The sequence below is a fragment of the Tenacibaculum maritimum NCIMB 2154 genome, assembly GCF_900119795.1.
In the GTDB taxonomy this organism is placed as follows: domain Bacteria; phylum Bacteroidota; class Bacteroidia; order Flavobacteriales; family Flavobacteriaceae; genus Polaribacter; species Polaribacter maritimus.
On the sequence record NZ_LT634361.1, the window covers coordinates 712,397 to 738,558 of the forward strand.

At 31.0% G+C, this 26,162-nt stretch carries 21 protein-coding genes; 12 read left to right on the forward strand and 9 right to left on the reverse strand.

What is annotated here, in order from left to right:
* Positions 1–774: 774 nt before the first annotated feature.
* The 4 genes from MARIT_RS03385 to tssD all read right to left on the reverse strand — a co-directional run bounded on the left by MARIT_RS03385 (position 775) and on the right by tssD (position 4,620).
* On the reverse strand, positions 775–1,254 hold the full coding sequence (locus MARIT_RS03385; protein ID WP_100210762.1) for a hypothetical protein: 480 nt from the start codon (positions 1,252–1,254) through the stop codon (positions 775–777).
* Between the two features lie 110 nt (positions 1,255–1,364).
* Positions 1,365–1,940: a hypothetical protein gene (locus MARIT_RS03390; RefSeq protein ID WP_100210763.1), complete on the reverse strand. Its 576-nt coding sequence runs from the start codon at positions 1,938–1,940 to the stop codon at positions 1,365–1,367.
* A gap of 294 nt (positions 1,941–2,234) precedes the next feature.
* A complete protein-coding gene (locus MARIT_RS03400; protein ID WP_100210764.1) occupies positions 2,235–2,801 on the reverse strand; it encodes a hypothetical protein in 567 nt (188 codons plus the stop codon).
* Positions 2,794–4,620, reverse strand: a complete 1,827-nt coding sequence (gene tssD / locus MARIT_RS03405; protein WP_100210765.1) for a type VI secretion system tube protein TssD — start codon at positions 4,618–4,620, stop codon at positions 2,794–2,796. The genes MARIT_RS03400 and tssD overlap by 8 nt, the downstream gene beginning before the upstream one ends.
* 905 nt (positions 4,621–5,525) lie before the next feature.
* On the opposite strand from tssD, the gene MARIT_RS03410 reads away from it, so the two are divergent.
* The 3 genes from MARIT_RS03410 to MARIT_RS03420 all read left to right on the forward strand — a co-directional run bounded on the left by MARIT_RS03410 (position 5,526) and on the right by MARIT_RS03420 (position 8,689).
* A complete protein-coding gene (locus tag MARIT_RS03410) occupies positions 5,526–6,530 on the forward strand; it encodes a hypothetical protein (RefSeq protein WP_100210766.1) in 1,005 nt (334 codons plus the stop codon).
* Positions 6,531–7,090: 560 nt separating this feature from the next.
* The gene (locus MARIT_RS03415) at positions 7,091–7,519 is read left to right on the forward strand and encodes a hypothetical protein (RefSeq protein WP_100210767.1); all 429 of its coding nucleotides are present in this window, start codon (positions 7,091–7,093) and stop codon (positions 7,517–7,519) included.
* A gap of 225 nt (positions 7,520–7,744) precedes the next feature.
* Positions 7,745–8,689 (forward strand): MBL fold metallo-hydrolase, encoded by a 945-nt coding sequence (locus MARIT_RS03420; protein WP_100210768.1) that lies wholly within the window; start codon positions 7,745–7,747, stop codon positions 8,687–8,689.
* 120 nt (positions 8,690–8,809) lie between these two features.
* Here MARIT_RS03420 and MARIT_RS03425 read toward each other — a convergent pair whose 3' ends face one another.
* Together MARIT_RS03425 and MARIT_RS03430 are read right to left on the reverse strand one after the other, a co-directional pair.
* On the reverse strand, positions 8,810–9,169 hold the full coding sequence (locus MARIT_RS03425; RefSeq protein WP_024741113.1) for a DUF805 domain-containing protein: 360 nt from the start codon (positions 9,167–9,169) through the stop codon (positions 8,810–8,812).
* 641 nt (positions 9,170–9,810) lie between these two features.
* Complete coding sequence (locus MARIT_RS03430; protein WP_100210769.1) at positions 9,811–12,843, reverse strand: aminotransferase class III-fold pyridoxal phosphate-dependent enzyme; 3,033 nt, start codon at positions 12,841–12,843, stop codon at positions 9,811–9,813.
* Between the two features lie 174 nt (positions 12,844–13,017).
* Here MARIT_RS03430 and MARIT_RS03435 point away from each other — a divergent pair, with 174 nt between their 5' ends.
* Entirely contained in the window at positions 13,018–14,328 is a 1,311-nt protein-coding gene (locus tag MARIT_RS03435; protein WP_100210770.1) for a S28 family serine protease, read from the forward strand.
* 6 nt (positions 14,329–14,334) lie between these two features.
* Positions 14,335–15,546, forward strand: coding sequence for a M24 family metallopeptidase (locus MARIT_RS03440; protein ID WP_024741116.1), 1,212 nt, complete (start codon positions 14,335–14,337; stop codon positions 15,544–15,546).
* Between the two features lie 84 nt (positions 15,547–15,630).
* Here MARIT_RS03440 and rho read toward each other — a convergent pair whose 3' ends face one another.
* Positions 15,631–17,316: a transcription termination factor Rho gene (gene rho, locus MARIT_RS03445; RefSeq protein WP_100210771.1), complete on the reverse strand. Its 1,686-nt coding sequence runs from the start codon at positions 17,314–17,316 to the stop codon at positions 15,631–15,633.
* A gap of 214 nt (positions 17,317–17,530) precedes the next feature.
* Here rho and MARIT_RS03450 point away from each other — a divergent pair, with 214 nt between their 5' ends.
* The 4 genes from MARIT_RS03450 to MARIT_RS03465 all read left to right on the forward strand — a co-directional run bounded on the left by MARIT_RS03450 (position 17,531) and on the right by MARIT_RS03465 (position 21,585).
* Entirely contained in the window at positions 17,531–17,962 is a 432-nt protein-coding gene (locus MARIT_RS03450; protein ID WP_100210772.1) for a DUF4293 domain-containing protein, read from the forward strand.
* Positions 17,963–18,192: 230 nt separating this feature from the next.
* Positions 18,193–18,855 carry a response regulator gene (locus tag MARIT_RS03455; protein WP_024741119.1) on the forward strand — a complete coding sequence of 221 codons (663 nt, stop codon included), beginning with the start codon at positions 18,193–18,195 and terminating at the stop codon, positions 18,853–18,855.
* Positions 18,856–19,061: 206 nt separating this feature from the next.
* Positions 19,062–19,739 (forward strand): hypothetical protein, encoded by a 678-nt coding sequence (locus tag MARIT_RS03460; RefSeq protein ID WP_100210773.1) that lies wholly within the window; start codon positions 19,062–19,064, stop codon positions 19,737–19,739.
* Positions 19,732–21,585, forward strand: a complete 1,854-nt coding sequence (locus tag MARIT_RS03465; RefSeq protein WP_100210774.1) for an ATP-binding protein — start codon at positions 19,732–19,734, stop codon at positions 21,583–21,585. The genes MARIT_RS03460 and MARIT_RS03465 overlap by 8 nt, the downstream gene beginning before the upstream one ends.
* On the opposite strand, the gene MARIT_RS03470 is transcribed toward MARIT_RS03465, so the two are convergent.
* Entirely contained in the window at positions 21,572–22,069 is a 498-nt protein-coding gene (locus tag MARIT_RS03470) for a metallophosphoesterase family protein (protein WP_100211993.1), read from the reverse strand. The genes MARIT_RS03465 and MARIT_RS03470 overlap by 14 nt on opposite strands.
* A gap of 139 nt (positions 22,070–22,208) precedes the next feature.
* Between MARIT_RS03470 and truA the strand changes: the two genes are divergently transcribed.
* From truA to MARIT_RS03485, 3 genes are all read left to right on the forward strand, one after another.
* Positions 22,209–22,934, forward strand: coding sequence for a tRNA pseudouridine(38-40) synthase TruA (truA, locus tag MARIT_RS03475; RefSeq protein WP_024741123.1), 726 nt, complete (start codon positions 22,209–22,211; stop codon positions 22,932–22,934).
* 54 nt (positions 22,935–22,988) lie between these two features.
* Positions 22,989–24,701: an ABC transporter ATP-binding protein gene (locus MARIT_RS03480; RefSeq protein ID WP_394364680.1), complete on the forward strand. Its 1,713-nt coding sequence runs from the start codon at positions 22,989–22,991 to the stop codon at positions 24,699–24,701.
* Between the two features lie 75 nt (positions 24,702–24,776).
* Positions 24,777–25,286 (forward strand): hypothetical protein, encoded by a 510-nt coding sequence (locus MARIT_RS03485; protein ID WP_024741125.1) that lies wholly within the window; start codon positions 24,777–24,779, stop codon positions 25,284–25,286.
* A gap of 50 nt (positions 25,287–25,336) precedes the next feature.
* On the opposite strand, the gene cdaA is transcribed toward MARIT_RS03485, so the two are convergent.
* Positions 25,337–26,119, reverse strand: coding sequence for a diadenylate cyclase CdaA (cdaA, locus tag MARIT_RS03490; RefSeq protein WP_024741126.1), 783 nt, complete (start codon positions 26,117–26,119; stop codon positions 25,337–25,339).
* Between the last annotated feature and the right edge of the window lie 43 nt (positions 26,120–26,162).

A 26,162-nucleotide genomic window follows, 5' to 3' on the forward strand; every position in this document is an offset into this window, starting at 1 on the left:
AAAAGTTGATTTATTGATGTTAAAAATGCTTTTGGATTTTCTTTTTGTTTTTAAAAATGGAATAAAGTGGTTTTGGATATTTTGTAAACTGTCGATTAGGTGCTCTGAATAAATTAGGTATTCCTTTTTTGTAAAAGGAGGCAGCTTTTTTATGCTTGCTAAAGAGATTTTGTTATGTTCATTATTGTTGGTAATCTCAAATAAATCATTTAATAGTCCGCTGTTCTTAATTGAATATTGGTATATGAACGAAGTAATTTTTTGAGTTTTCGAAGAGGTATTTGTAACCTCTAACTTAAAAGGTATTTGAACTCTAAAAACTTTTTTATGCTTAGTGTCGTAGTTTAATATTATAGGCTTATGATTATTAATGATATTTATATCAATAGAAAGTTCATTTTGTGCATTTGAACATTTTAAAAAAAGTAGTGTAGCGAAAATTAAGTATATTTTTTTGCTCATATTTTAAGTTTAGTTATTTATGAATATAGATTCTATGACGTACTTTTCACCTGTAATATTGTCTTTTATTATTTTAATAAGAAGTTCTTTGTTGTTTTTATGGTATATTTTTATTTAAGTCTTTTAATTTTTCCAAGGAACTTAGCTTACCAGCTAGGAGTTTAGCGAGGGTTTTATTAAGAAACAGCCATTAAATTATAATCCGTATCTCCGTATCATAGGTTTGTAAAAAAGCCCTAACAGCTTCTAAACCATTTGTTTTAGCGGTTGCTAATTTAATTTATTTGGTTAATAACTATGTTAAGTGTGAAGCTACCATTTTACAGGGATGCTAATATCATTTTTACTTTTCCATATATTTATATAAATACGGTCTTGTTTTGTTAAAGAAAGTAATAGTTTCCTGTGTTTTTGTTTGAATTGATTGATCGTACCAATGGTTAAAGTATCTGTTTTTTTAGCCATCATCATGTCTATATAGGGTTTGAATTGTTGTTGTATGTATTTACTAGTATCCATACGATGTCTTGTATAAATAATATATTCCTTTTTTTCTAATGGAGCTAGGTACTTTTTGGTAGCTTGCTTTATCCTTATAAGTGTATTGTTTTTTTCAATATATAACGGATTCCCAATTCCTTTTTCATAAGGTAAATATTTGTATTGAATGCTTGCAAATGTTTTAGAGCTATAAGAATTGTTTGTTAACTGAACTTTTAAAGGGAGTTCAATTAAAGCTATTTTTTTATATTTTTTATTTAGAAGAATTACCACTTTTTGTTGTGACTCCAATAGTGTGGCTTCTAGATTGCCTTTGCTTGATTTACAACCAATAAGGCAGATGGTTATTGATAGTGTGATTATTTTAAATCTATTCATTGACAACTATAGAATCTGTTATATTACCATGTTACAGGTATGCTAATAGGTTTTCCTAATTTTTTACCCTCTAAAAATTGTATAGAAATACGATCGTTTTTGGTAAGCTGTTGAAATAACTTAGGGTGTTTTTGTCGAAATTCAGTTACCGTACCAATATGTAAAGTATCTTTATTTGTGGTGAGCATTTTATTAGTGTAAGTTTGAAGCTTTTTTGAAGAAGAAGTCTTTTTGGAAATATAGTGAAGGGTGTAAAGAACATAATTATTATTTGTTTTAGGAAAGAGCGTCTTTTTCTTATTATTGGAAATTTTTTCCAAAACTTTATTTTGCTCTTTATATAATTTAATGAAGTTACCTATTGGAGTAGTAATTGAATTATATTGATAGTTTATTTTGATGAATGATTGTTCGCTTGAGGAAGTGTTTTTGAGATTAACTTTTATCGGAAAACACAATCTAATAATTCTTTGTGTGTCATTGCTAAGTAAGGCATATACAGGTAATATTGTTTCTTTTTGAGTTATTATTATAGTTCTTTTTACCGTTTTGCAAGTAATAAAAAGAAATAAAAGAAGTATTGTAAAATAGTTATTCATTGATAAATATGGTTTCTATTATATAAATATATTCGCTTCGGTTTTGATTCAAAATTTCTAGATATAATATTAGTGAAGACGTTTCAGATAGATCTTTTTGAATATTAAATTTATTTAACTCCTCAAAAGTTTTAAACTTCCCAGCAAGTAACTTCGCAAGAGTTTGGTTAGAAATAGTCATTAAATTATAATCCGTATCATAGGTCTGTAAAAAAGTTCTAACAGCCTCCAAACCATTTGTTTTAGCGGTTGCTAATTTAATTTATTTGGTTAATAACTATGTTAAGTGTGAGGCTACCATTTTACAGGGATGCTAATATCATTTTTACTTTTCCATATATTTATATAAATACGGTCTTGTTTTGTTAAAGAAAGTAATAGTTTCCTGTGTTTTTGTTTGAATTGATTGATCGTACCAATGGTTAAAGTATCTGTTTTTTTAGCCATCATCATGTCTATATAGGGTTTGAATTGCTGTTGTATGTATTTACTAGTATCCATACGATGTCTTGTATAAATAATATATTCCTTTTTTTCTAATGGAGCTAGGTACTTTTTGGTAGCTTGCTTTATTCTTATAAGTGTATTGTTTTTTTCAATATATAACGGATTCCCAATTCCTTTTTCATAAGGTAAATATTTGTATTGAATGCTTGCAAATGTTTTAGAGCTATAAGAATTGTTTGTTAACTGAACTTTTAAAGGGAATTTAATCCGAACAACTTCATTATATTCTTTGTTCATATATAAAATAATAGGATAGGTTGTTGTTAGTTGGGTAAGCTCGATTGTATGTTTATTTGAATTACATCCAGATAAACATAAGATGGTGAATAATGTAAATAGGCTTATTTTATTCATTGATAAATATGGTTTCAATTATATATAATTCTTCTCTTACGTTGTTTTCTATATTTCTATAAAGAACTTGATTGTTAGAGCTATTTCTATTTTTTAAGATGTCTTCAAAATCTAAAAGTTCTTCAAAAGTTTTAAACCTCCCAGCAAGTAACTTCGCAAGAGTTTGGTTAGAAATAGCCATTAAATTATAATCCGTATCATAGGTTTGTAAAAAAGTTCTAACAGCCTCCAAACCATTTGTTTTAGCGGTTGCTAATTTCTCTTCCAAAATGGTATCTACCATAGCCTCTAATTCAGTATGTTGTTTTAAAGCCAAGTGATTTAAAAATTCTACCCACAAACCAACGCTTATAAGAGCACTTTCAGCCAATAAACCTTTCAATAAAAAATCAGGAAAATTAAGAGGGCTAGCTGTTATTTCTTCTAAACTCATCATTGAAAAATTAACCAAACCAAATAAATGGCCTAATGTTTCCTCGGCAGCATCTACACTCATTATAGGATTGATACGCAATGCATTTAAGATTTCTACTTGTTTTCCGTTAGTAGCAAAATATTGCGCTTGATTAATATATTTGGTAGAATTTTTACTACTTGTAAAATTTTTACCTCTTTTAACAATGGTTTCTGTTCCAAATATACGTTCTTTTTTTTCGTATAAGGTTCTTCTTTTAGTATGAATTTTTCCCGTATTATCTACTAAAAAACCTTTTTCTAATTTGATTAAAGCAACGTTTGTTACTGCTGTATGTATTTTAGAATTAACTGCTTTGGTAAGTTTAGAAGCCCCACTTTTTAAAGAACTTTTCACCTTACTAGTAATTTTGTCTTTTACTTTTTCTTGAATTTCCTCAGTTAATACCGTTATCAAAATAGGACTTCCATCAGGAGCAATTAATTCTGGTAAATTATGCCCTGCAATAGGAGGTTTAAAATAAAGCGTTCTGTCAGAAAACTCTACCTCTAAATAAGTACTTTTATTTATAGGCAAATGCTTGGTTTGTTGTTTGTAAGAAACTCGCCAATACAACTCAATATCATAAGCAGTGTCTTTTTTTAAGTTTTCTTCCCAAGTTTCTTGTAACTGTAAAGAAATAACAGCTTTGTTATTTTGTACCTGCAGTTTTCTATCTACTTCCTTTTGATTGAATTTACTGTCGTCAGGATCAAAATAATCAAAAATAAACACATCTAAATCGTAAAGCTTACAATGCAGTTGCTCGCCATTGTCAATATCTTGGGTTTCAATATGAAAATATACGGTATCTCCCAGTTTGGCTTTTTTGATAAGTTGTTTGCTGTCTTTGTTTTTAGACCAATACCCATTTAAAATACGCGGATTACGTACTTTTTTAGGTTGAGGAGCCTCGTAGCTATGAGGCGTAAAGTTTTCTCTCCATGGTTTTATAAGAGGGTAAGCCCCCTTATAATGCTGTATAGCAGCAGAAAACACTACATAAGCCTCCATACCATATATATAGCTAAAATACTCTTTATAAAGTATGCAAGTACAATCATTAAGCTTGTATTCAAACAATACCTCTTCATGAGAATCATCTTTATAAAAAACAATATTCACATTTTTTAAAGTGTAGAGGTTTCTAGGATAAGGAATTTCTGGATGTTTCATTCTATCCGCAGCCATCCACTTTAAAAAGAAATCTTCATCACCTCTAGGGGTAAAGCAAACACTAACAAATCCACCTAAAGTTTCAGTAGCAGGCCTTCCTGTAGCACGAACCATACGTTCGTAATCTAAATCCGTATAATGCAGGTCTCTTTCTTCTTTTCCAATAAATAATTTAGCAGCAATACGCATTTTTTTAATTTTATACCCAATACCATTTAAAAAGCTTTTAAAAGAGAAATATGTTTTAAGAACACTTTAATAAGTAAAGAGAATTGATAACAGTTTTTTTATACAGTTCAAATATATCTAAAAACAATTGTAAAAACAAAATTCTAAAAACAAGTGTTTTTAGGTGTAAACAGTTGTTTTGTAGGTGTTTGTGTTGTCTCTGGTATAAATACGGATGCAAAATAGCGTGTTTATACGTAAATAGTAATATTTTTTGTAGAATATTGTTTCTGTTTTTAAAAAAAAGAGTACCTTAGCCAAGTGCGTAAAATAAGATGCTTTTTTAAAGTAGGTATCAATATTTCTAGAGAAAAATTGGTGTAAAATTGATGCAGATTTATAACTTATTGGTCGTTTGAGTTCGGTTGGTAGTTATAAGTATTAAGAAAAGCGAAGCAATTCTAGTGATGGCAAGGAATAGAAGGTGTAAAATTAGGATTGTTTTCTACGTAATTCTACGAGAATTTAGCTAAGTGTTTTTACGATTTAATAAAAAAAAGAGCATGAAAATCAGGAGGTTACTTTTTTACGCCCTTTTTATTTTTAGAAATGCGAAATAAAAAGGTTTTTTTTTTAGTAATTTTGAACCAAATGTGAAGAGAATATTGTTTTCACTAAAAAAATAAATGAAAGAAGAAAGAGTCTTATTGACTGTAAGGATGCTATGCTTTTGCAGTGATATAAAAAAAACAAGATTGCAGATACAAAGGGTATTTATGATACAGTAAAATTGGTTCAAAGAAGAATAGACGCAGTGTATTTGAAAAAGAACAGGAGTAATGTTGCTATAAAAGAAACACTTCAAAAAAGGATTGCCGATATATTTTTTACAGCCAATAATTATAAATTATTTAAACAAATCAAATATGAAATTAAAAGTACTACTATTATTATTAATTGCTTTTCAAAGCTATTCTCAAGTTTCGGTTGGTCGAAGACATGTAGGTAAATCAAAAAAATTTAAAAAAGGAGTATTAGAAAAATTTAAAAATACAGAAACAATATTTTTATTATCAAATATATACGAAAAAGAAGTATATGAAAAAATACTAAAAGACTCATGGAACGTTACTCCATATAAAGTAGTTGACTTAGAAAGTTTCGAAATTGAAAATTACCTAAGTAGTAAATATTCGGTTGCTCAATTAGCCGGATTAAAGAGGTCTGGAGGAGGAAGTACTTCTTTATTTACATATATTGACTTCAAAATATATGATAGTGATGCAATTTTTAAAAAATTAGAGAAATTATCACCTAAAAAAAGGAAGAAAAAGAAACAAGATATTATAAATAAAAATTCATCAAATATTGCTCGCTTTTATATCTTTCCTAAAGATGATTTTATACGTACTTCTTTATCATCAGATATAGGCAAAATTGTCAATTCTTTATTCACTGATGATGTATTTTTTAATTACAAGCCAGGTTTCTTAAAGAATTACTTTCAAAAAATAAATAATCTCATAAAAAATGAAGATATCTATTGGATGTATGAGGATGATTATTTACCTGAACTTAAAAAATTAACTAATAACAAACTTTACATTCCCTCATATATGACCATTAAGTATAGTGGTTGGATGGGGCAGGACAGCGAAGAAGATGATGAAAACATTAAAGATATTTTCAGAAAATATGATTATGGATATGAAATAATATCAGAAGAAGAAATAAGTAATAAAATATTGAATAATGAAGAGTTTTATTATTTAAGATATGTCAGAATGAATACAGAAAGGTTTTTGCAAGTGGTAAATTCAAAAACTGGAGAAATAATCTACAGAGATTATATTATGGGGCTTTCTTACAGAATAAAATCAAAGCACATAAAAAAATTAAGTAGAAAAATAAAAAAAGTTTCGAAGAAATAAAAGCAATTTATAACAATGGCTATAAGTAATTACTTGTTCTCACTTGCTTTAGAACTTCCTGGAGAATTTCCAACTTAGTGTGTGCTTGTAGTTAAGTGCTAAACCACGCAATTACTCATAGTCGTAACTGTAACCAATCAATATAAGAGAAGTGAATGCGTAAATCTTATTTTACCAATTAAGCAAATTGATAAAGGAAAAGATGGCTTTACAATAATCTGTAGAAAAATGAATAAAATTTGCATTGTTTATGTAGGTAAGAGAATCAAAAATGAAGCACTGTATCATATTGATAAAAAATTGGGCGTTTTATAAAAAAAAATAAATATGTTAGAAAAAGAAAAGTTTGTAAGAATGAGAGAGGAAGAAGAGCTGATGGTAGAAATTTGCGCATTGATCTGGAAGGAAAAACGAATTGCAGATTCATGTATTGAAATGAGGTAGGCGAAGCATAGCTTCATTAGTGTACATAAGAAAAACGTGCATAATTACAATAAAAAATTAGTGGAAGTACTCATAAGAGTTGGTATAAAAAAAGAATATAAATACATGAATAAACTATGGAAAGTATAGAAAACAGAGAAGTAAAAACTTTAGAGATTACAGAAAAGGTACCAAATGAATTAGTAGCAGAGCAGTTAGAAATATATGAAAAGTATTCTAATATAGAAGGTTATGCCATGATTATATTTGTAGCTTTTCCAGTACTGGTTTTAATACATAACTTTTTGATAGCAGGAAGAAGCTACGAATATGAAGTTTATGAAACTATAAAAACGATAGAACTATCAATTGTAGGGGTATTAATTGCTGTTACATTAATCATTGCAATGATAGCTATTCGTCTTCAACGACAGCTTAATAAAAGCTTGGAAGCAACAGCAAAAAAGTATGCTATAAAAATTGAAGTGATGGAGAAAGAATTTAATATACTGAGTGTATATTTGTATGGAGGAAGAGGAGTTACCTTAAAAAAAAGTAGAAAATAGAAGTGCTTTTAAAAATTTAAAAGCTACTTATTTTTAGGAAGTGCCTAATAACGATGTGTACCATTAATTTTCAAATTTATAAATAGAGAGGGCTTTATGATGAAGCGAATTTAACTTTTTGTTTTGAAGTGAAAATTTAGAGTAAAATAAGACCAATTTGCAGGTATTAGAAAAAGTTGAAGTCGCTTCGATGTATCATATGCTCAATAACACCATCTAGTAATCATGTTTAATGTTGAAATAAAAAGTAGTCGAAAAGAAGATATTTGCATTTTAATAAAGGTAGCAAATCATTCATTTAATTATATATGTGATTGTGGAGAGGCTAAAGAGTTAACGGTAAAAGAATGTCAGGATACCAGCGCTATTTTTATTAGCCATACCCATATTGACCATTTTATAAACTTTGGTACTATTTTAAGGCATCAAATAGGGACTGGTAAAAAAGTGGTAGTGTGCGGACCAAAAGGAATTATCAATCAAGTTCAAAGTAATATAAAAAGTTATTGTTGGAATTTGATTGAGAAAGGAGCAATATCTTATGAAGTTAGAGAAATACAAGAAGGCAACATGATAAGGAAGGTAACTTTAAATCCGCCTTTTTGGGAGCAGGAAGAAGAGGAGAGTTACAAGAGCCTTCAAGTGTTTGAAGAAAAAGATTTTGTGGTTGAATTTGAAATCTTAAATCATAAAACAGCTGTAGTTTCTTATTTATTTAAGGCAAAAGATAAGGTTAAAATTTCTTTGCCAGAAGGGATGAACGGTGGGCAATGGGTGGGAGATTTAAAACGTGCTTATGAAATGAATAAGCCCATGAAGCCTATTGAAGTTGGAGGAAAAACGTATCTTTCAAAAGAGTTGTTTTTTATGATAGCTGTTGAAAAAGGAAAGCGGGTAGGAGTCATAATGGATCATGCAGCAAGTATAGAAAATCATCAGAAAATTAAAAGCAAGTATTTGGGGTGTGATGAGGTGTATATCGAATGTTTTTATAAAGATGAAGACAAGGCTTTTGCAGAAAAAAACTACCATAGTTATGCTTCAATGTCGGGAAAGATAATGAGTGAATGCAAGGTTGAAAAAGCAATTCCAGTGCACTTTTCTCGTAAATATAATGATGCAGATATAGTGGAATTAATTGCTCAGTTTGAAAAAGCAATGAAGTCTTAAATTAAAGGAGCTAACTTTATAAAATTCGAACGTGTGAATAACATGATAAATAAAAGCCATTGCAAGGTTAAAAGCATACTTGCAATGGCGTTGTTGTTTATTTCCCTTTATGAAATATGGTTATACAATTTCAGTCTTTGGGTCAGCTCCATATTCGTTGTTGCCAGAATCACCATTAGTAGCAAATAAAATTAATAAGTAAATTCCTCCAATTAAAGGAATGAAAGCAAGTAATAAAAGCCATCCACTTTTTCCAATATCGTGAAGTCGTCTTATACTTAGCGCTATATTAGGAATAAGAACTCCTAGAGAATATATTCCATAGATAGGGCTAAATCCAATAAAACCTAACGCATAGTCTATTGCTATTGCTATGGAAGCAAAAATAAAGTTGAACAATGCGAACATCCAAAATTCTTGTCTTCTTGCTCTGCCGTTAAAGTCTGCATACTGTCGTAATACTTTTAAATACCAATTCATTTTTTTATTGTGTTTAGATTTCCTACTCGTAAGGTTTTTCGGTTCCACCCCGTTTATTTAAGTGGGTTCTGGTCTCCACTTTTTTATGCTTAGAATAAGAAACAGAATTATCAAGCATGCTGTTTTAATATTCTTAGTGACTAAATTAAAAGTGCAATTTTTTTACTCCGCTAAGGGCATTGTAAAAATGATATAAGGTCAATCAGCTACGTTGTTTTTTGTAAAAAATAGCTAGCAATATTTTTCCTAAAGAAGGAGGTAATAGTAATTTTTCATGTGACTTTTTCTTTTGAATTTACAGTTGTATAACTATAAATTAGTTGGGGTTTATTCAATTTTTTACTGAGCAAATCTCAGCGATTCAAAGTTACGGTTTTTAATTTATTTTAAAAAAAATAAGGCGATTTTTTTGCTTATTAGTAGCTGAAATATGAAGTGATTCTAACTTTTTGTTTTGAAGCGAAAATTTAGGGTGAAATAAGACAATTATTTGCAGGTATAAGGAAAAGTTAAAAATTTCTATAAGAACTCATTTAAGCTTTTAGATTCCAATGAAAAATTAGTTGTTAAAAAAATAAATGAGCTCTTTAAGCACAGTAAAAAAGAGTGCATGTTTTTTGTTTCGGTAATTTCAAACAGTACTATATCTTTATTTTCATAAAATCTTCTTGGCATATTTTACGTAAATACCATAGCAATTCAGTGGCATTCTCTTTGGTAAATACAAGGGGAGGTTTTATTTTTAAGACATTATGATCAGGACCGTCAGTACTCATTAAAATACCATGCTCTTTCATTCGGTTAGCCAAGTATGCAGTTTGATCGGGTAGTGGGGTTAAGTTAGCAGTTACCAATTCAATACCCAAAAATAACCCTTCACCACGTACATCACCAATAATAGGAAACTCTTTTGCAAGCTTTTTTAAATTAGTTTTTAAGAACTCGCCAACATCCAATGCATTTTCTTGAAGTTTTTCGCGTTTTATTACTTTAAGAACTTCCGCGCCTATAGCGCATGATACAGGATTGCCACCAAAAGTATTAAAGTACTCCATACCATTGGCAAAGCTATTAGCAATTTCTTGTGTACAAGCTACAGCAGCAATAGGATGCCCATTACCTAATGGTTTACCAATGGTTACAATATCAGGAATTACCTGATGTAATTGAAAGCCCCAAAAAGTTTTGCCCATTCGACCGCAACCTGTTTGTACTTCATCAGAAATGCAAATACCTCCAGCAGCTCTAATTTTAGTATAAACTTCTGCTAAAAAGTGTTCAGGCAACTCTACTTGTCCGCCACAACTAATAATAGGTTCTATGATAAAAGCGCCAACACCACGTCCTTTGCTATGAATTAAATCAATTTGCTTTTGAACCTCTTCAATATATTTTTTAGCAGCATCTTTACCTCGGTATTTACCTCTAAAAGTATCGGGTAAAGGAAAAATATGAGTATGCTCAGGAGCTCCTTGTCCGCCTTTCCCATCAAATTTATAAGAACTAATATCAATACACATATTTGCATTTCCATGATAGCCTACTTCACTAGCAATAATATCACGTTCTCCAGTACTAGCTTTCATCATTCGTATAGCTAACTCATTAGCCTCACTACCAGAATTAACAAAGTGTAATACATTTAGTTGAGGAGGTAATGTTTCTAAGAGTTCTTTGGCAAGTATGTTTATGTTTTCATGTAAATAACGCGAATTGGTATTAATAAGCGCCATTTGTTCTTGACCAGCTTTAACAACTTGGTAATGCTCGTGGCCTACATGAGCAACATTGTTTACCGTATCTAAATATTTCTTACCGTATTGATCCATTAAATATTGGTCAGCTCCACGAACCATTTTGATAGGCGTATTGTATTGCAAGCTTAAGCTTTTACCTAAGTGTTGCTTTCTATAATTAATTAGTTCGTCATTTGTTGGTGTTTTTGCAGGGTCTAAATCACTGATTTTAAATAATAAATTTGGGTTAGGACAAATGCTTTTCCATGTTTCAATTTGACTAAAATAAGCAACTCCTGGAAAATCTTTTGTATAATCAAAAAGAGAAAGCATGAGTTGAAAATGTAGATGAGGTGCCCAATGCCCATTTTCAGAAACCATTCCTAATTCGGCTATTTTTTGCCCTTTTTTAATACCATCGCCAACACGGTGCTTAGCAACGCTAGCAACAGATAAGTGACCATACAAAGAATAAAACACAACAGTAGAGGTGTAGTGTTTTAAAACAATAAGGCCTCCATATTCTTTATAACCAGCATCATTTACTGCAATTACTACTTCTCCGTCGAGTAGCGCATGAACAGGGGTTCTAGCGGGTAACCAATAGTCAATTCCTAAATGAATACTTCTATTTTCTCTCCCCTTATTGCCCACCTTATCATAAGTAGTAGCAGTATATAAAGGACGAGGTTCTAAATATCCACCCGCAATAATTTTTTGAGGAGCTGATTTTTGAAGTTGCGCAATTTTAAATTGAAAAAGATCCAAATTATTAAAGTCTTCTTGATGCCCAATCCATTTGCTAGAAACACTTAAATCCAAATGAGTAACCTCATTTTGAGCAATGCTAGGAAATAAATCAGAAAGTGTAAATTTTTGTGTAGCAGCCCATGTTTGAAAATCGTTTTGCTTGGGATGACCTGAAAAACCACAAGCCGTTCTAAAAGAATAAGTAGCAAATTCACGGTGAATTAGATCCCATTTTTTCAAGACTTCCCAAGCAGGTTTCTCACTAATTAACAAATAGTGGTTATCAGGCTCTTTGATTTTATTAATGGCAGATTTGGTTACAGTAATAATCAATCGCATAGCAATTGCTACGTACAAATGTTCTAGTTCTTTTTCTTGCAAAGGAAAATGCGTATGATAGCCTTTCACAATAGGTAAAGCAGCTTCTAGAGGGTCATGATGATGCATAATTGCATAGGCACAACAAATTGCTAAATCGTTTATGATTTGCGTATAAATAGCGTCTCCATAATCAATAGCAGCCTTTACAGTAGGAAATAAAACATCTTTAGAAACAATAACATTATGATTGTTAGCATCATTGTGTACCACTCCTTTTCGAAGTTGGGAATAACTTTTTTGAGCCGCTTGAAATTGTTTTTGAAATTTCGTGATAATTTGTTGTTCTGAAGAAGTAAACAAATGAAGATAATCAGTCGTCCACAGTGATTGATTAATATCCCAAACAAACATTCTGCGTGCTTTTGGATGATCAAAACCTTGTAAAGCTTTTGTTAATAAACCACATTGCTCTCCTAAACTATTACGTAGTTGATCAGATTGCGGATTTACATTGCTCCAAACTCTACCCGTTATCCAAGTAAGTAATCGCACTTTTCGAGTATGCCCATAAGCATCAACCATGGTAGCAATAGGAGAGTTGTTTTTATCATGAATTACTTTAGGAGCTGTTAAATGATGGCCATTCTTTTCAATAAATTGTAATAATTGCTGTTGAAAATCTAAATATGCGGTATCTTCTTCTGGGCGAGCTATTTTTAGAATATAGCTTTCAGAAGTACTTGTTTTAATTCTAAAGTTAAAGTCAACTTCTCCAGGAAGTTCAGAAGCACTTCCTTTAATATTGTAAAGGTCAAATAAAATTTTTTCTGCTTGTTTTGTAGATATTTTAATTGAATGATAGTCCATCTTAATTGTATTTAGGGTAATGCATTTCAATATTGATACTTTAAAAGTAGTATTTTTTTATATAGCATCATTTACTGTAATCTACTACTTAATAATATTGTATAAATTGTGATTAATATTGTATTGGTAGGTGTTTTTTGGAGCGAGTATATTTAGGAGCTTAAAAAAACAGTAATGAATTGTATTAAACATTTGTGGATTGTAATCTTACTCGGAATAATTTCGTGTAAAAATTCCCCTAAAAAAGAAACTTTAAAGAGTTTTAAAGAACAGCTAACCATATTGTTTCCAAAAGCTAGTATTGACTCTATAGCAGCAAAAGATCATTTTACAGAAGCATATCAAGTAGTCCTTGAAGAAAAATTAAATCCTAAAGATGCATCGGCAGGAACATTTAAACATTATATGTATGTTTCTCATGCTAATTATGAGCAACCTACTGTATTGATTACTGATGGATACTCATCAAGTAATAGAACAACTGAATTGAGTAAACTATTAAAAGGAAATCAAGTTATTGTAGAATACCGTATGTATGGGAAATCACGACCTGATAGCATTCCTTGGCAATATTTAACGAATGACAATGCTATAGAAGATTATCACGGAATAGTAACCAAATTAAAAACATTATACAAAGGAAAATGGTTGTCATCTGGAATTAGTAAGGGAGGAGAAACTACATTAATTTACAAAGCAAAATACCCTAAAGATGTAGATGTGGCAGTGCCTTATGTGGCTCCATTGATTAATGGAGTGGAAGATGTACGAACAAATGATTTAATTGATACAATAGGAACTGAAGCTTGTAGGAAAGCAATTAAAAAAGTACAGCGAAATGCATTGAAGCAACGAAAAGAAGTACTAAATGAAATGCAAGCATTTGCTAAAAAAAATAAGATGCATTTTACAGAAGTTAATATAGAGGAAGCGCTGGAGTATGCAGTACTTGAGTTGCCTTTCTCATTTTGGCAGTGGAATGCTCAATGTGAAAATATCCCTGGAGAAAAAGCAACGGCAAAAGAACTATTTGAATATATAAATGCTATTGTAGGAGTTGATTTTTATAGTGATAATGGTTACAAACGATATTTGCCATCTTTTTACCAACATATGAAAGAATTAGGGTATTATGGATTCGATATTACTCCGGTAAAAGACTTGCTAAAAATTGTAAAAAATACTTCTAATAGCCGTTTTGCTCCTAAAGGAGTTGATTTAACATACAATCCTGAATATATAAAAGAAGTTAGAAATTACATAGAGAATCAAGGAAACCAAATTCTTTATATCTATGGAGAATATGATCCATGGGGAGCTTGTGCTCCAACTCCAAAACCAACAGTAGATGCCTTAAAGATGGTATTAAAAGAAGGGCATCATGGAACAAGAATAGCGTCTTTTTCAAAAGAAAATCAACAAAAAATATATGCAAAATTGCAAGATTGGTTAGGAGAAGGAGTAAAAATATATCCATTAAAATAAAAAAAAATGATAGGAATTGGAGGCGCAACCATAGCGGAAGAATTAAATAAAATTAAAGCAAATAAGAATGCTGTTCAACCCATTCAAAAAGAGGAGTTTAAAGAGCGGATACAGAAAGCTGCTCGTTTGATGAAGGCACAAGAAGTACAAGCTATGTATGTGCATGCGGGTACTAACTTATTTTATTTTACAGGAACTAGGTGGAATCCGAGTGAACGTATGGTAGGGGCTGTTTTATTTCCAGACGGAAAGGTGGTGTACATAGCTCCAGCATTTGAAAAAGGAACCATATTGGATTTTATGCTTATAGAAGGAGCCGTTTCTTGTTGGGAAGAACATGAAAGTCCCTATGAAGCTTTTATTACAGTTTTACATCAAAACAATGTGAGATCGGGAGAAATAATGGTAGATGAAACCACACCTTTTTTTGTTATTGATGGAATAAATAAGGTACAAAATACTTATGCTTTAATCAATGCTAAGCCAATTACGGCAGCATGTAGAATGGTGAAGTCAAAAAATGAAATAGCCATTATTCAAGCGGCAATGGATATTACGATGGAGGTACAAAAAGCAGCTGCAAGAATATTGAGGGTAGGTATCAGTACTAAAGAGGTAGTTGATTTTATTGATGAAGCTCATAAAAGACATGGGATTCCATCAGGCTCTTATTTCTGTATCGTATTATTTGGAGTAGATTCTTCTTTTCCACATGGTGTAAAATCGCCTAAAAACCTAGAAGAAAATGAAGTAGTATTAATTGATACAGGTTGTGTACTACATCATTATATTTCAGATATCACAAGAACCTATGTGTTTGGAGAGGCTAGCGAAGAGCAGCGTACTATTTGGAATATTGAAAAAGAAGTACAGCAAGCAGCTTTTGATGCCGCTCAATTAGGGAATACTGCTGCTGATGTAGATGCTGCTGCCAGAAAAGTATTAGTAAAACATGGGTTAGGGCCTGATTACAAATTACCAGGATTGCCACATAGAACGGGGCATGGAATAGGTTTAGATATTCATGAGTATCCATACATGGTTAAAAATGACGAAACAACTTTAGAGGTAGGGATGTGCTTTAGTAATGAGCCTATGATTTGTATGCCCAATAAGTTTGGAATCCGTCATGAAGATCATATTTACATAACTTCCGAAGGGCCAAGGTGGTTTACATCCCCTGCGTACTCTATCGAGGCTCCTTTTGGAAGAGAATAGATTATGTTCGTTATTTGAAAAGGAAAAAAGAAAAGGCTCGCAATATTATTTTGCGAGCCTTTATTAATATTCTTGATGTTGTTTTTATCCGTTCATAGAAATTAAAAACTCATCGTTATTTTTAGAAAATTTAATTCGATCATTAATAAATTCCATTGCTTCAATAGGGTTCATGTCAGCTAAGTATTTACGCAATACCCACATACGTTGCACTGTTTTCGGATCTAATAGTAAATCATCACGACGCGTACTTGACTTAATCAAATCAATAGCAGGGTAAATTCTACGATTGGCAATATTACGCTCTAATTGTAGTTCCATATTACCAGTACCTTTGAACTCTTCAAAGATTACCTCATCCATTTTAGAGCCAGTTTCTGTTAGAGCAGTTGCAATAATGGTTAAAGAGCCACCTCCTTCTATATTACGAGCTGCTCCAAAAAATCGTTTAGGTTTGTGTAATGCGTTGGCATCAATACCTCCTGATAAAATTTTTCCAGAGGCAGGAGCAACGGTGTTATATGCTCTTGCTAAACGGGTAATGGAATCTAAAAGAATGACTACATCATGCCCACATTCTACTAAACGTTTTGCTTTTTCCAATACAATATTGGCCACACGCACATGTTTTTCTGCAGGCTCATCAAAAGTAGAAGCTACTACTTCACCACGAACACTGCGTTGCATATCAGTAACTTCCTCAGGACGTTCATCAATTAATAATACAATTTGATATACTTCAGGATGGTTTTTAGCGATGGCATTAGCAACGTCTTTCAATAGCATTGTTTTACCCGTTTTAGGTTGGGCTACAATCATTCCACGTTGCCCTTTTCCTAAAGGAGAAAACAAATCGATAATTCTCGTAGAAAGCGAACTCCCCTTTTCTGCTAAATTAAATTTTTCATTAGGAAAAAGAGGCGTTAAGTGTTCAAAAGAAACACGATCTCTAACAATATTAGGGCTAAGTCCATTAATTTTTGATACACGGATTAATGGAAAATATTTTTCGCCTTCTTTAGGAGGTCTCACATTTCCTCTAACGGTATCTCCTGTTTTTAATCCAAATAATTTGATTTGAGACTGTGAAACATAAATATCGTCAGGAGACGACAAATAATTATAGTCAGAGGAACGTAAAAAACCATACCCGTCAGGCATCATTTCTAAAACACCTTCACTATCTATAATGCCATCGAATTCAAAATCAGGATCGCGGTAACGATTGCCACTTTTATTATGGTTCCTGTTATTTTTATCTCTGTTTTTATTTTTATGTTGTTGCTGTTGCTGTTGATTGCGCTGCTTATTATTACCAGTAGGTTTTCCCTCTTCTTTTTTCCCTTCTTGTTTCTTTTGTTCTTGTGGCTTCCCTTCTTGCTTTTTAGGTGTAGCTTTTTTAGCTTCTGGAGTTTTTTCTTCTTTACTAGTTTCTTTAGTAACTTTTTTAGCTACAGGAGCTTTTTTAGCAGGAGTCGCTTTTTGAGGAGGCGTCTCCTTTTCTTCTAAAGGAAGTGCTGTTTGAGTTTCTTCTGTATTTTCAGTAGAAGTAGTTTTTTTAGCAGTTGCTTTTTTTGCAACTCTTTTTCTTTTAGGCTTTTCCGCTTTCTTTTCCTCTACGACAGGTGCAGGTGCAACGGCTTGAGTATCTAAAATTTGATAAACTAAATCTAGCTTTTTTAATTGACTAGTTTTAGTTAATCCTATTTTTTTAGCGATTCCTTGTAGTTCTACAAGTGTTTTTGCTTTTAGTTCAGAAATTTCGAACATTATATATATAAATTTTTATTGCTAATTCTTAAATAACTGTATTAGTGTAAGAATATGTGACTGGTTTTTTTATAATTAAACACTTTGTACTTAATAAGGTATGAGTGTTTTTAGCGTAGTTGAAATTGGCGTAGGCAAATATATGTAATTATTTTAATTTACAAAGTTTCTTTTTCAAAAAGAAAATGCTACTTTTGCTGTCCAATTTTATATAATGATTCAAAGAATACAATCTATTTACTTATTAGCAGCGGCATTAATCTCAGGAGGATTAATCTCCATAGTTAGTTTATGGACTAATTCAAAAACAGAAGTATATGCGTCAAATTTGTTAGCAAGTACTAGTTTAGTAGAAAAATGTATTCCTGTATTATTTTTTATATCGGCTTTAATAGCACTTACCACTTTATTTTTGTTTAAAAATAGAAAACTACAATTTGTATTAAACCGATGCAATATGTTGATCAACCTTTTTTTATTAGGAGTATTGATTTATGTATCACTAATCTTACCTGGAGAAACTTCGGTTTTTAAGAAAGGTATTGGGATGTTCTTACCTATTATTGTTATTTTGCTTTTAGTTTTAGCAAACAAAGCCATTAAAAAGGATGAAGATCTTGTAAAATCTGTTGATAGATTACGATAGCCCTAACATATTAGTATATTTAGTGCGACAAAGCCAAAACAATCGTTTTGGCTTTTTTAAATTTTAACATTTTGTAAACAAGGTAATTACAATTATGTCATCGTATTTATACGTAGATTGATTACAGGTATAAATACGTTTGTTAAAGGTAGTTATACTTAATTATATTTCAGTATTTTTGGGTATTGTGAGGTATATACTTAGCTCTTAAATTTGTAATCGTAAAGTAAATGAAACAGAAGATAAAAGTTCATATAGCAGATGACCACAAGATTTTAATCGAAGGCATCATAGCGTTGTTAAATACTGACGACGAGATTGAGGTGGAAGGATATTCGCTAACAGGAAGAGAGGTTGTTGAATGGTCCAGCTCAAATAAAGTTGATGTGTTGATTTTAGATATTAATATGCCAGAAATGGATGGAATTGATGTTTTAAGAACATTTAAAACCAGAAATACAGAGCAAAAAACCATTATACTATCTAGTTTGAGTGATACAAAGTTAGTACAAGAAATGGTTGAGTTAGGAGCTGACGGATTCTTAGAAAAGAGTTGTGCTAGCGAGCATATTATAAAAGCAATAAAATCAGTCCATCTCGGAGTTCAGTATTTTAGTGATGATATAAAAAATAATTTATTGAATTTATACATTACTAAAAAATCAGACGGAACGAAAGAAGATTCTAATTTAGAAAGAATAAAATCTCTTACGGAAAGAGAGATGGAAGTCTTAAAATTAGTAGCAGCAGAAAAAAATTCTACAGAAATTGCAGATATTTTAAATGTGAGTAGTAGAACAGTTGAAACGTACCGTAGGAGTTTATTAAAGAAATTAAATGTTAGAAATGCAGTAGGTTTAGCAATGTACGCAGTAAAAAATAATATAATATAAAACAAAAACCTTATCCCTTCAAAATCTCCTAATAGGATCCCCCATAACTTTTAAGAGATCGTAAAGTAAGTCCCCCGAATTTATATTGTATTGTTTGTACATTGTTAAAGCCTACTTAATTACTAAAATTATAAAAAATAAAAAATATTAAGTCCCCCCAACCCTTCTGTAAATCGTATTTTTAATTATTTATTCCTCTAAATATTATGAGAAAATTAGCCTTTTATGCACTTGCTGCAGTAACATCGTACGTCCTTATTTCTTGTTCTTCAGATAATGTAGAATTGATTAAAAACCCCCAAAACACAGAGAAACTATTAAAATCGTTCGAAATAAAGAGAGACGCTAATGGGCGTTATAGTATTGATTATAACGTAGATGATAATGTGGTAGTATCTTCAGTAAAAAATAGTACTTCAAAAATTAATGAATTTTATTTATCTTCGGAAAATAAATCAATTGGAAGAAACAACTATAAAGAAGAACTGCCTTTAGAGGAAGATCAATTAAAAATAGGGTTTGTAGAAGACTCCTATGAAAATAATAGAACTATTTTTATAAAAGATCAAGATATTCTATTAGCAAAAGGAGAAGAAAATGAAGAATTTTTAAAAGAGTATAGTCTTGCAGGAAGCGGTACAGATATTTATCAATTAGATTTTACCGTAAATAAGGGGATAACCACTGATTTTGTATATAATAAAGAAGAGATGAGGTATGAGATCCACTTAAAAGAAGGAGATAATAGGAGAAAGAGCTATTCTAAAACATTTATAAAAACAGAAGAAGCTCCTTTGGAAATCCATTTTATCAATCATAGGAATCAAGAACAAAGGCTAGCTGCCGATATAACAGGGAGACCCGTGGTTATAATTAATGATTAATTTAAAGCGATTAATGAATAGATTATTGTTGTTATGCTTTATCTTTAAAGCATTATCATTATATAGTTACCAAATAAAAGGAGGAGTTGTTCTGAGAACAGCTCCTCCTTTTATGCAAAAAGACTCTTTATTATATGAAGAGTATAACAAATTAGATAAATTAGAAAGAGAAGGTCATGAAAAAGAAGCGTTGAAAGTTGGATTAGTATTAGTAGATCGGGCGATAAATAAAAAAGATTATTTTCTAGCAGCGAGATCAAATTTTATTGTAGGAAAAATTTTTAGCAAAGCTAGAGATTATGATAAGTCAATTGAAAGCTACAGAAAGAGTTTAGAGCTAATATCTAGTATGATAGATTATGGAGATTTTACAAAAAGAAATGCAGAGTTAATTTATTTTAGAAAGCAGAGCTACCTTAAAATTGGTACTCAATATTTTAAAATGCACTTGAGTTTAAAGGTTAAGAGATATAAGGATAGTTTTTTAAGGTATAATAAATTAGTTGTAGATAGCGATACATTTGAAAATAAGGAATTACTGAATTTAAAAGCGAAGGCTTATAGTAATTTAGCAGGAGTTTTTGCGCAAGATTCTTTGTATTCGATGGCAGAAAAATATGCTAATGAGGCGATAAAAATTCACCGTAGGCAAAATGATAAATTATCTGAAGCCGCTGCCTTAAGTAATTTAGCCAATATTTTTATTTATCAGAAACACTATAAGAAAGCAAAACGACTTTATAGTAGGGGTCTTAAATTAATAGAAAATAGAAAATCAATTCAAGCTATTGAGTTTAAAGAAAGTTTATATGAAAATTTAGGCTATGCCATGTATATGTTAAAAGATTATAAGGCTTATGAGATACAAGATTTGTCATATGAAATAAAAGATAGTTTAAGGGATATAGATGTTAGAAGAATGATAGAAGAGGTAAATGCAGAATATAATGTAGATAATGTTAGGCAAGCGGAAGAGCTAAAGCGAATTAAAATTGAAAGTGAGAAAGAAGCTTCACAGAAAAATACTTGGCTTGTTGGAGCAATGGGGCTTATTACGGCTTTATTATTATTGTATATAGCAAATTATTATAAATTGCGTCAACAAAAATTGAGTTTAGAATTGTCTAATACTGAGTTTATGCAAAGGGAAAAGTTAGATAAGCTAAAAGCAGAATCTCAGTTAAAAATGCTTAACGCTACCTTAGATGGAAAAGAAGAAGAACGAAAAGAAATCGCTGAAACTTTGCATGATAATGTGAGTGCTTTACTATCATCTGCAAATTTACATTTGCAAGCAAGCCAAAAGCAATTTAACGGAAATACTCCTGTGGAAATAGAAAAAACGCAAAAAATAATCTTAGAAGCTTCTCAAAAGGTAAGAGACCTGTCACATACATTAGTGTCTTCTATTTTATTAAAATTTGGTTTGGCATATGCCATAAAAGATATGGCTAATAAATACACGAATTCAATGCTTAGTATTCATGTTGATTTTAATACGATCAATAGATATACCCAAAAATTAGAAATTAAAATATATAATATTATCCAAGAGTTGGTAAATAACATTATTAAGCATAGTAAGGCTTCTAATGCTTGTGTTCTTTTAAAGGAATCAGGAGAAACCCTACATATAACTATCAGAGATAATGGATGTGGTTTTGATGCTAGTGCTTATAATACGGATGATATTGGGCATGTTAAAAGTGGAATAGGATTGAATCAAATAAGAGCAAGGGTTCAAATAATGAAGGGAACTTTTAAGATTAATTCCAAATTAGGTAAAGGAACTGAAATGGTAATTATATTGCCTATTAAATTTAGAGAAAGCTTTACCCGCGCGTAGCTAGCTCAATAACTTCCATGTTTTTAATATTGCCGTTGTCAAGTTCAAAACGAAGCATGGTACGTATTTTATGAAAGCCATGTTTCCCAGCAGCTCCTGGATTCAAATGTAATAAATTCAATTTTTTGTCAAATTGAACCTTTAAGATATGAGAGTGCCCTGAAATAAAAATTGTAGGAGGAGTTTTATATAAAGAAGCTTTAATACGTTGGTTGTATTTATTAGGATATCCGCCAATATGAGTCATCCATACATTGACGCCTTCAATAGAAAACTTATTGTCTAAAGGAAACTCAGTACGAGCATTTGCATCATCAATATTACCATAAACGGCACGTAAAGGTTTGAGCGCTTTAATAGCATCAGTAACCTCTAAATTACCAATATCACCAGCATGCCAAACTTCATCTGCTTGTTTAACAAATTTTAAAATTTGAGCGTCTATAAAACTATGCGTATCTGAAAGTAATAAAATTTTTTTCACCATACGAAAGTACAAATAATAGTATTTTTTATGGTGAAGTTGTGATAAATAATTTTATTTTTAAGAGAAGCTATTGCAAGATAAAATGGGATAACAAAATAAAATCCGTAATTTTGAAACCTGCAGAAAAACACTATTTTTGAGATACTTCATAGAACTTTCATACAAAGGGAAACATTATCATGGTTGGCAAATACAACCGGATGCAAATTCCGTACAAGAAGAATTAAATAAAGCATTAAGTAAAATAACGCGCAAGCAAATAAGTGTGGTTGGAGCAGGTAGAACAGATGCTGGAGTACATGCTTCGCAAATGTTTGCCCATTTTGATATTGATATTGAACTAAAAGGCGATTATGTACATAAATTAAATTCTTTGTTACCTGATGATATTGTAGTGTATGAAATTGTTTTAGTAAACGACGAAGCACATGTCCGTTTTGATGCTATAAGCAGAAGTTATGAATATAAAATATGGTTAGGGAGAAATCCTTTTTTATTAGATACTACTTGGCAAATTCATTCACAAAAGCTGAATATTCAGTTAATGAATAAAGCTTCGGCTATATTGCTAGAGTATGTAGATTTTCAGTGCTTTTCAAAAGTAAAAACAGAGGTACATACTTTTAATTGTACGGTTACCAATGCGGTATGGAGGCAAGAAGGAGCGGCATTAACCTTTTATATTACAGCAAACCGATTTTTAAGAAATATGGTTCGTGCTATAGTAGGAACCTTAGTAGATGTAGGCTTGGGAAAAACGACAGTACATGAATTTAGAAAAATCATTGAAAGTAAGAATAGAAGCAATGCAGGGTTATCAGTACCAGCAAAAGGATTATTTTTAACAGAAGTAAAATATTAAAAAGTGGGAGAAAAGACAGGAAAAGCCTTTGATATACGAATTTTTGTACGAATAATGAGCTTTGCAAAATTGTATAAATTACAGTTTTTTATAGCAATTATATCAACAATATTACTAGCTATTGCAGCCGCAGCAAGGCCAACGATTATAATTAAAACAGTAAATGATTTTACAGTGCATAAGAATTCAGAGAGTTTGCTGTTTTATGTGATGTTAATGCTAGGAATACTTTTAATTGAAGTATTGCTACAGTTTACCTTTATTTACTTTGCAAATTGGGTAGGGCAACATATAATAAAAGATATACGGCTCAAAATTTTTCATCATATCTTACAATTTAAAATGGCTTATTTTGACAAAAACTCTGTAGGAAAGTTAGTAACTAGAGTAGTGTCTGATATAGAAACAATTGCAGCCTTTTTTAGTCAAGGGCTATTTATGATTGTAAGCGATTTATTAAAAATGCTAGTAATTGTAATAATCATGTTTGTAATTAATTGGAAATTAGCATTGATTGTATTAGCAGTATTACCTATTTTGATTTATGCTACCAAACTATTTCAAATTGCTATCAAAAAAACATTTCAAGATGTAAGAACTCAAGTAGCTAATTTGAATGGTTTTGTACAAGAACGCGTTACAGGAATGAAAATAGTACAGCTATTTAATCGTGAAAAAATAGAGTATGCTAGTTTTGTAGCAATTAATGAAAAACATAAGCAAGCCCATGTAAAAACAGTTTGGTATTATTCTATATTTTTTCCAATTGCAGAAATCTTATCATCTATAGCTATTGGCTTACTGGTTTGGTATGGAGGTTTTCAAGCAATAGGGAATGAGGCTATCACTGTAGGAGCTATCATTGGGTTTATAAAAATGGCACAGATGTTATTTCGACCATTGCGACAAATTGCAGATAAATTCAATCAGCTTCAAATGGGTATTGTTGCAGGGGAGCGAATTTTCAATGTAATGGATACAGAAAGCAGCATAGCAAAAAACGGAACAATTACAGTAGAAAAGTTAAAAGGAATTATTGAATTTAAAGACGTTCATTTTAGTTATATACAAGGAGAGCCTGTTTTAAAAGGAATTTCATTTAAGGTGAAAAAAGGAGAAACAGTAGCTATTGTAGGAGCAACAGGAGCAGGTAAATCAACCATTATTAATTTGATAAATAGGTTTTATGAAATTGATAGTGGAGAAATATGTGTAGATAATATAGCAGTAACGGCATATGATATTGTAACTTTAAGAAACCAAGTAGCTGTAGTATTACAAGATGTGTTTTTATTTTCAGATACTATTTTGAATAATATTACCCTTAAGAATGAACATATATCTTTAGAAGAGGTTCAAAAGGCAGCTAAGCAAATAGGAATACATGACTTTATTATGAGTTTACCTAATGGATATCAATACAATGTAAAAGAACGAGGGGCAATGCTTTCATCAGGGCAACGTCAATTAATAGCTTTTTTAAGAGCTTATGTCAGTAAACCAAGTATTTTAATTTTAGATGAAGCAACATCTTCAGTAGATAATCATTCAGAACAAATGATACAATATGCTACAGATAAGGTTACAAAAGGCAGAACTTCTATCATAATAGCTCATAGATTGGCTACTATAAAAAAAGCCGATAAAATTATTGTGATGGACAAAGGATTTATTGTAGAAGAAGGAACGCATCAAGAATTATTATTAAAAGAAGAAGGGCATTATAAAAATTTATACGAAAAACAGTTTAATGCAGAAGTGCAGTAAAAAACAGGTACTAAAGTTTGTTTGCGTTAAAGTTTCTGCTAAATTTGTTGCTCAATCTAAAAACCTCAAATCAAAATGAAAAAAATCGTTTTATCTGTATTGGTAGCTGGTTCAATGTTAGCAACCTCTTGTAAAGAAGCTAAAAAAGAAGCAAAAGAAGTAACTAAAGAAACCAAAGATGTAGCTGATAAGGCTGCTGAAGTAGCTAAAGAAGCTGCAACAAAAGTTGTAACAGAAGCAAAAGAAACTGCGGGAGAAGTAGCAGAAGGTGCTAAAGAAGCAGTTGAAGGAGCTAAAGAAGCGGTAGAAGGAGTAGCTAAAGAAGCAACTTCAGTATTAGAAGGAGTAAAAATTCCTGAATTTTCTAATCCAGAGGTAACTAAAAATTTAACGGAATATGCTACTTATGCAAAGGAGTATATTGCTGCAAATGGTAATTTAGGAAAAATATCAGCAATGGCTGCCAAAGGAAAAGAGTTGTTAGCTAAAGGAAAAGAGTTAGCTTCTAAATTAGACGCTACTGAATTAGCTAAATATAAGAGTGCATTAGCTGCTATTCAGGCTAAAATGGCTCCAGCTAGATAATTTTTAGAAAAAACTAAAATTAAAAGGCACTCTTAACAAGAGTGCTTTTTTTATTCTGTTAAATCTGTATGTAGCTTTTCGGTAAGTTCTTCAATTGTTTTATAAAAAATAAACTCGCCATCTTTAATATAAGAAATTTCACCTGTTTCTTCTGATACAAGTAAGCAAACAGCATCTGTTTTTTCAGTAACCCCAATGGCAGCTCTATGCCTTAATCCAAATCGTGCAGGTATTTTTGTACTTTCAGAAATAGGTAATATAACGCGAGTAGCTACAATATAATTATCTCTGATAATCGTAGCACCATCATGTAAAGGGCTATTTTTATAAAAAATACTTTGGATAATTGCTTCGTTGATAAGGGCGTTCATACTATCACCAGAGTTAATCAAAAAATCTAAGCTGTTAGTACGCTCTATAACAATCAAAGCACCTGTTTTTGTTTGAGCTAAACTTTTTGAAGCATGCATTAAAGTGTCAATATCAGTATTAACATTAATTTCAGACTTTAAAAATCTTAGTTGCTTTAAGAAATTTCGTTTTGAAGAAAAGTTAGTACTACCAATCATTAATAAAAATTTCCTGATTTCTTGTTGAAATACGATGATTAAAGCAATAACTCCTCCAGATAATAAATAGCCAAGAATACCGCTTAGCATTTCCATATGAAGGTTTTGAGTAATTTTCCAAATAAGGAAGATAAATGTAATTCCTATGACAATATTAATAGCTACCGTTCCTTTTAAGAGTTTATAGGCATAATAAAGTAAAATAGCTACAAGAAAAATATCAAGTACATCAAGAAAGGAAAAGCTGATAAAATCTAAATTCATTGCCTTATAAGTGTTTTGCGTAAATGTACAAAATAACTTTAGC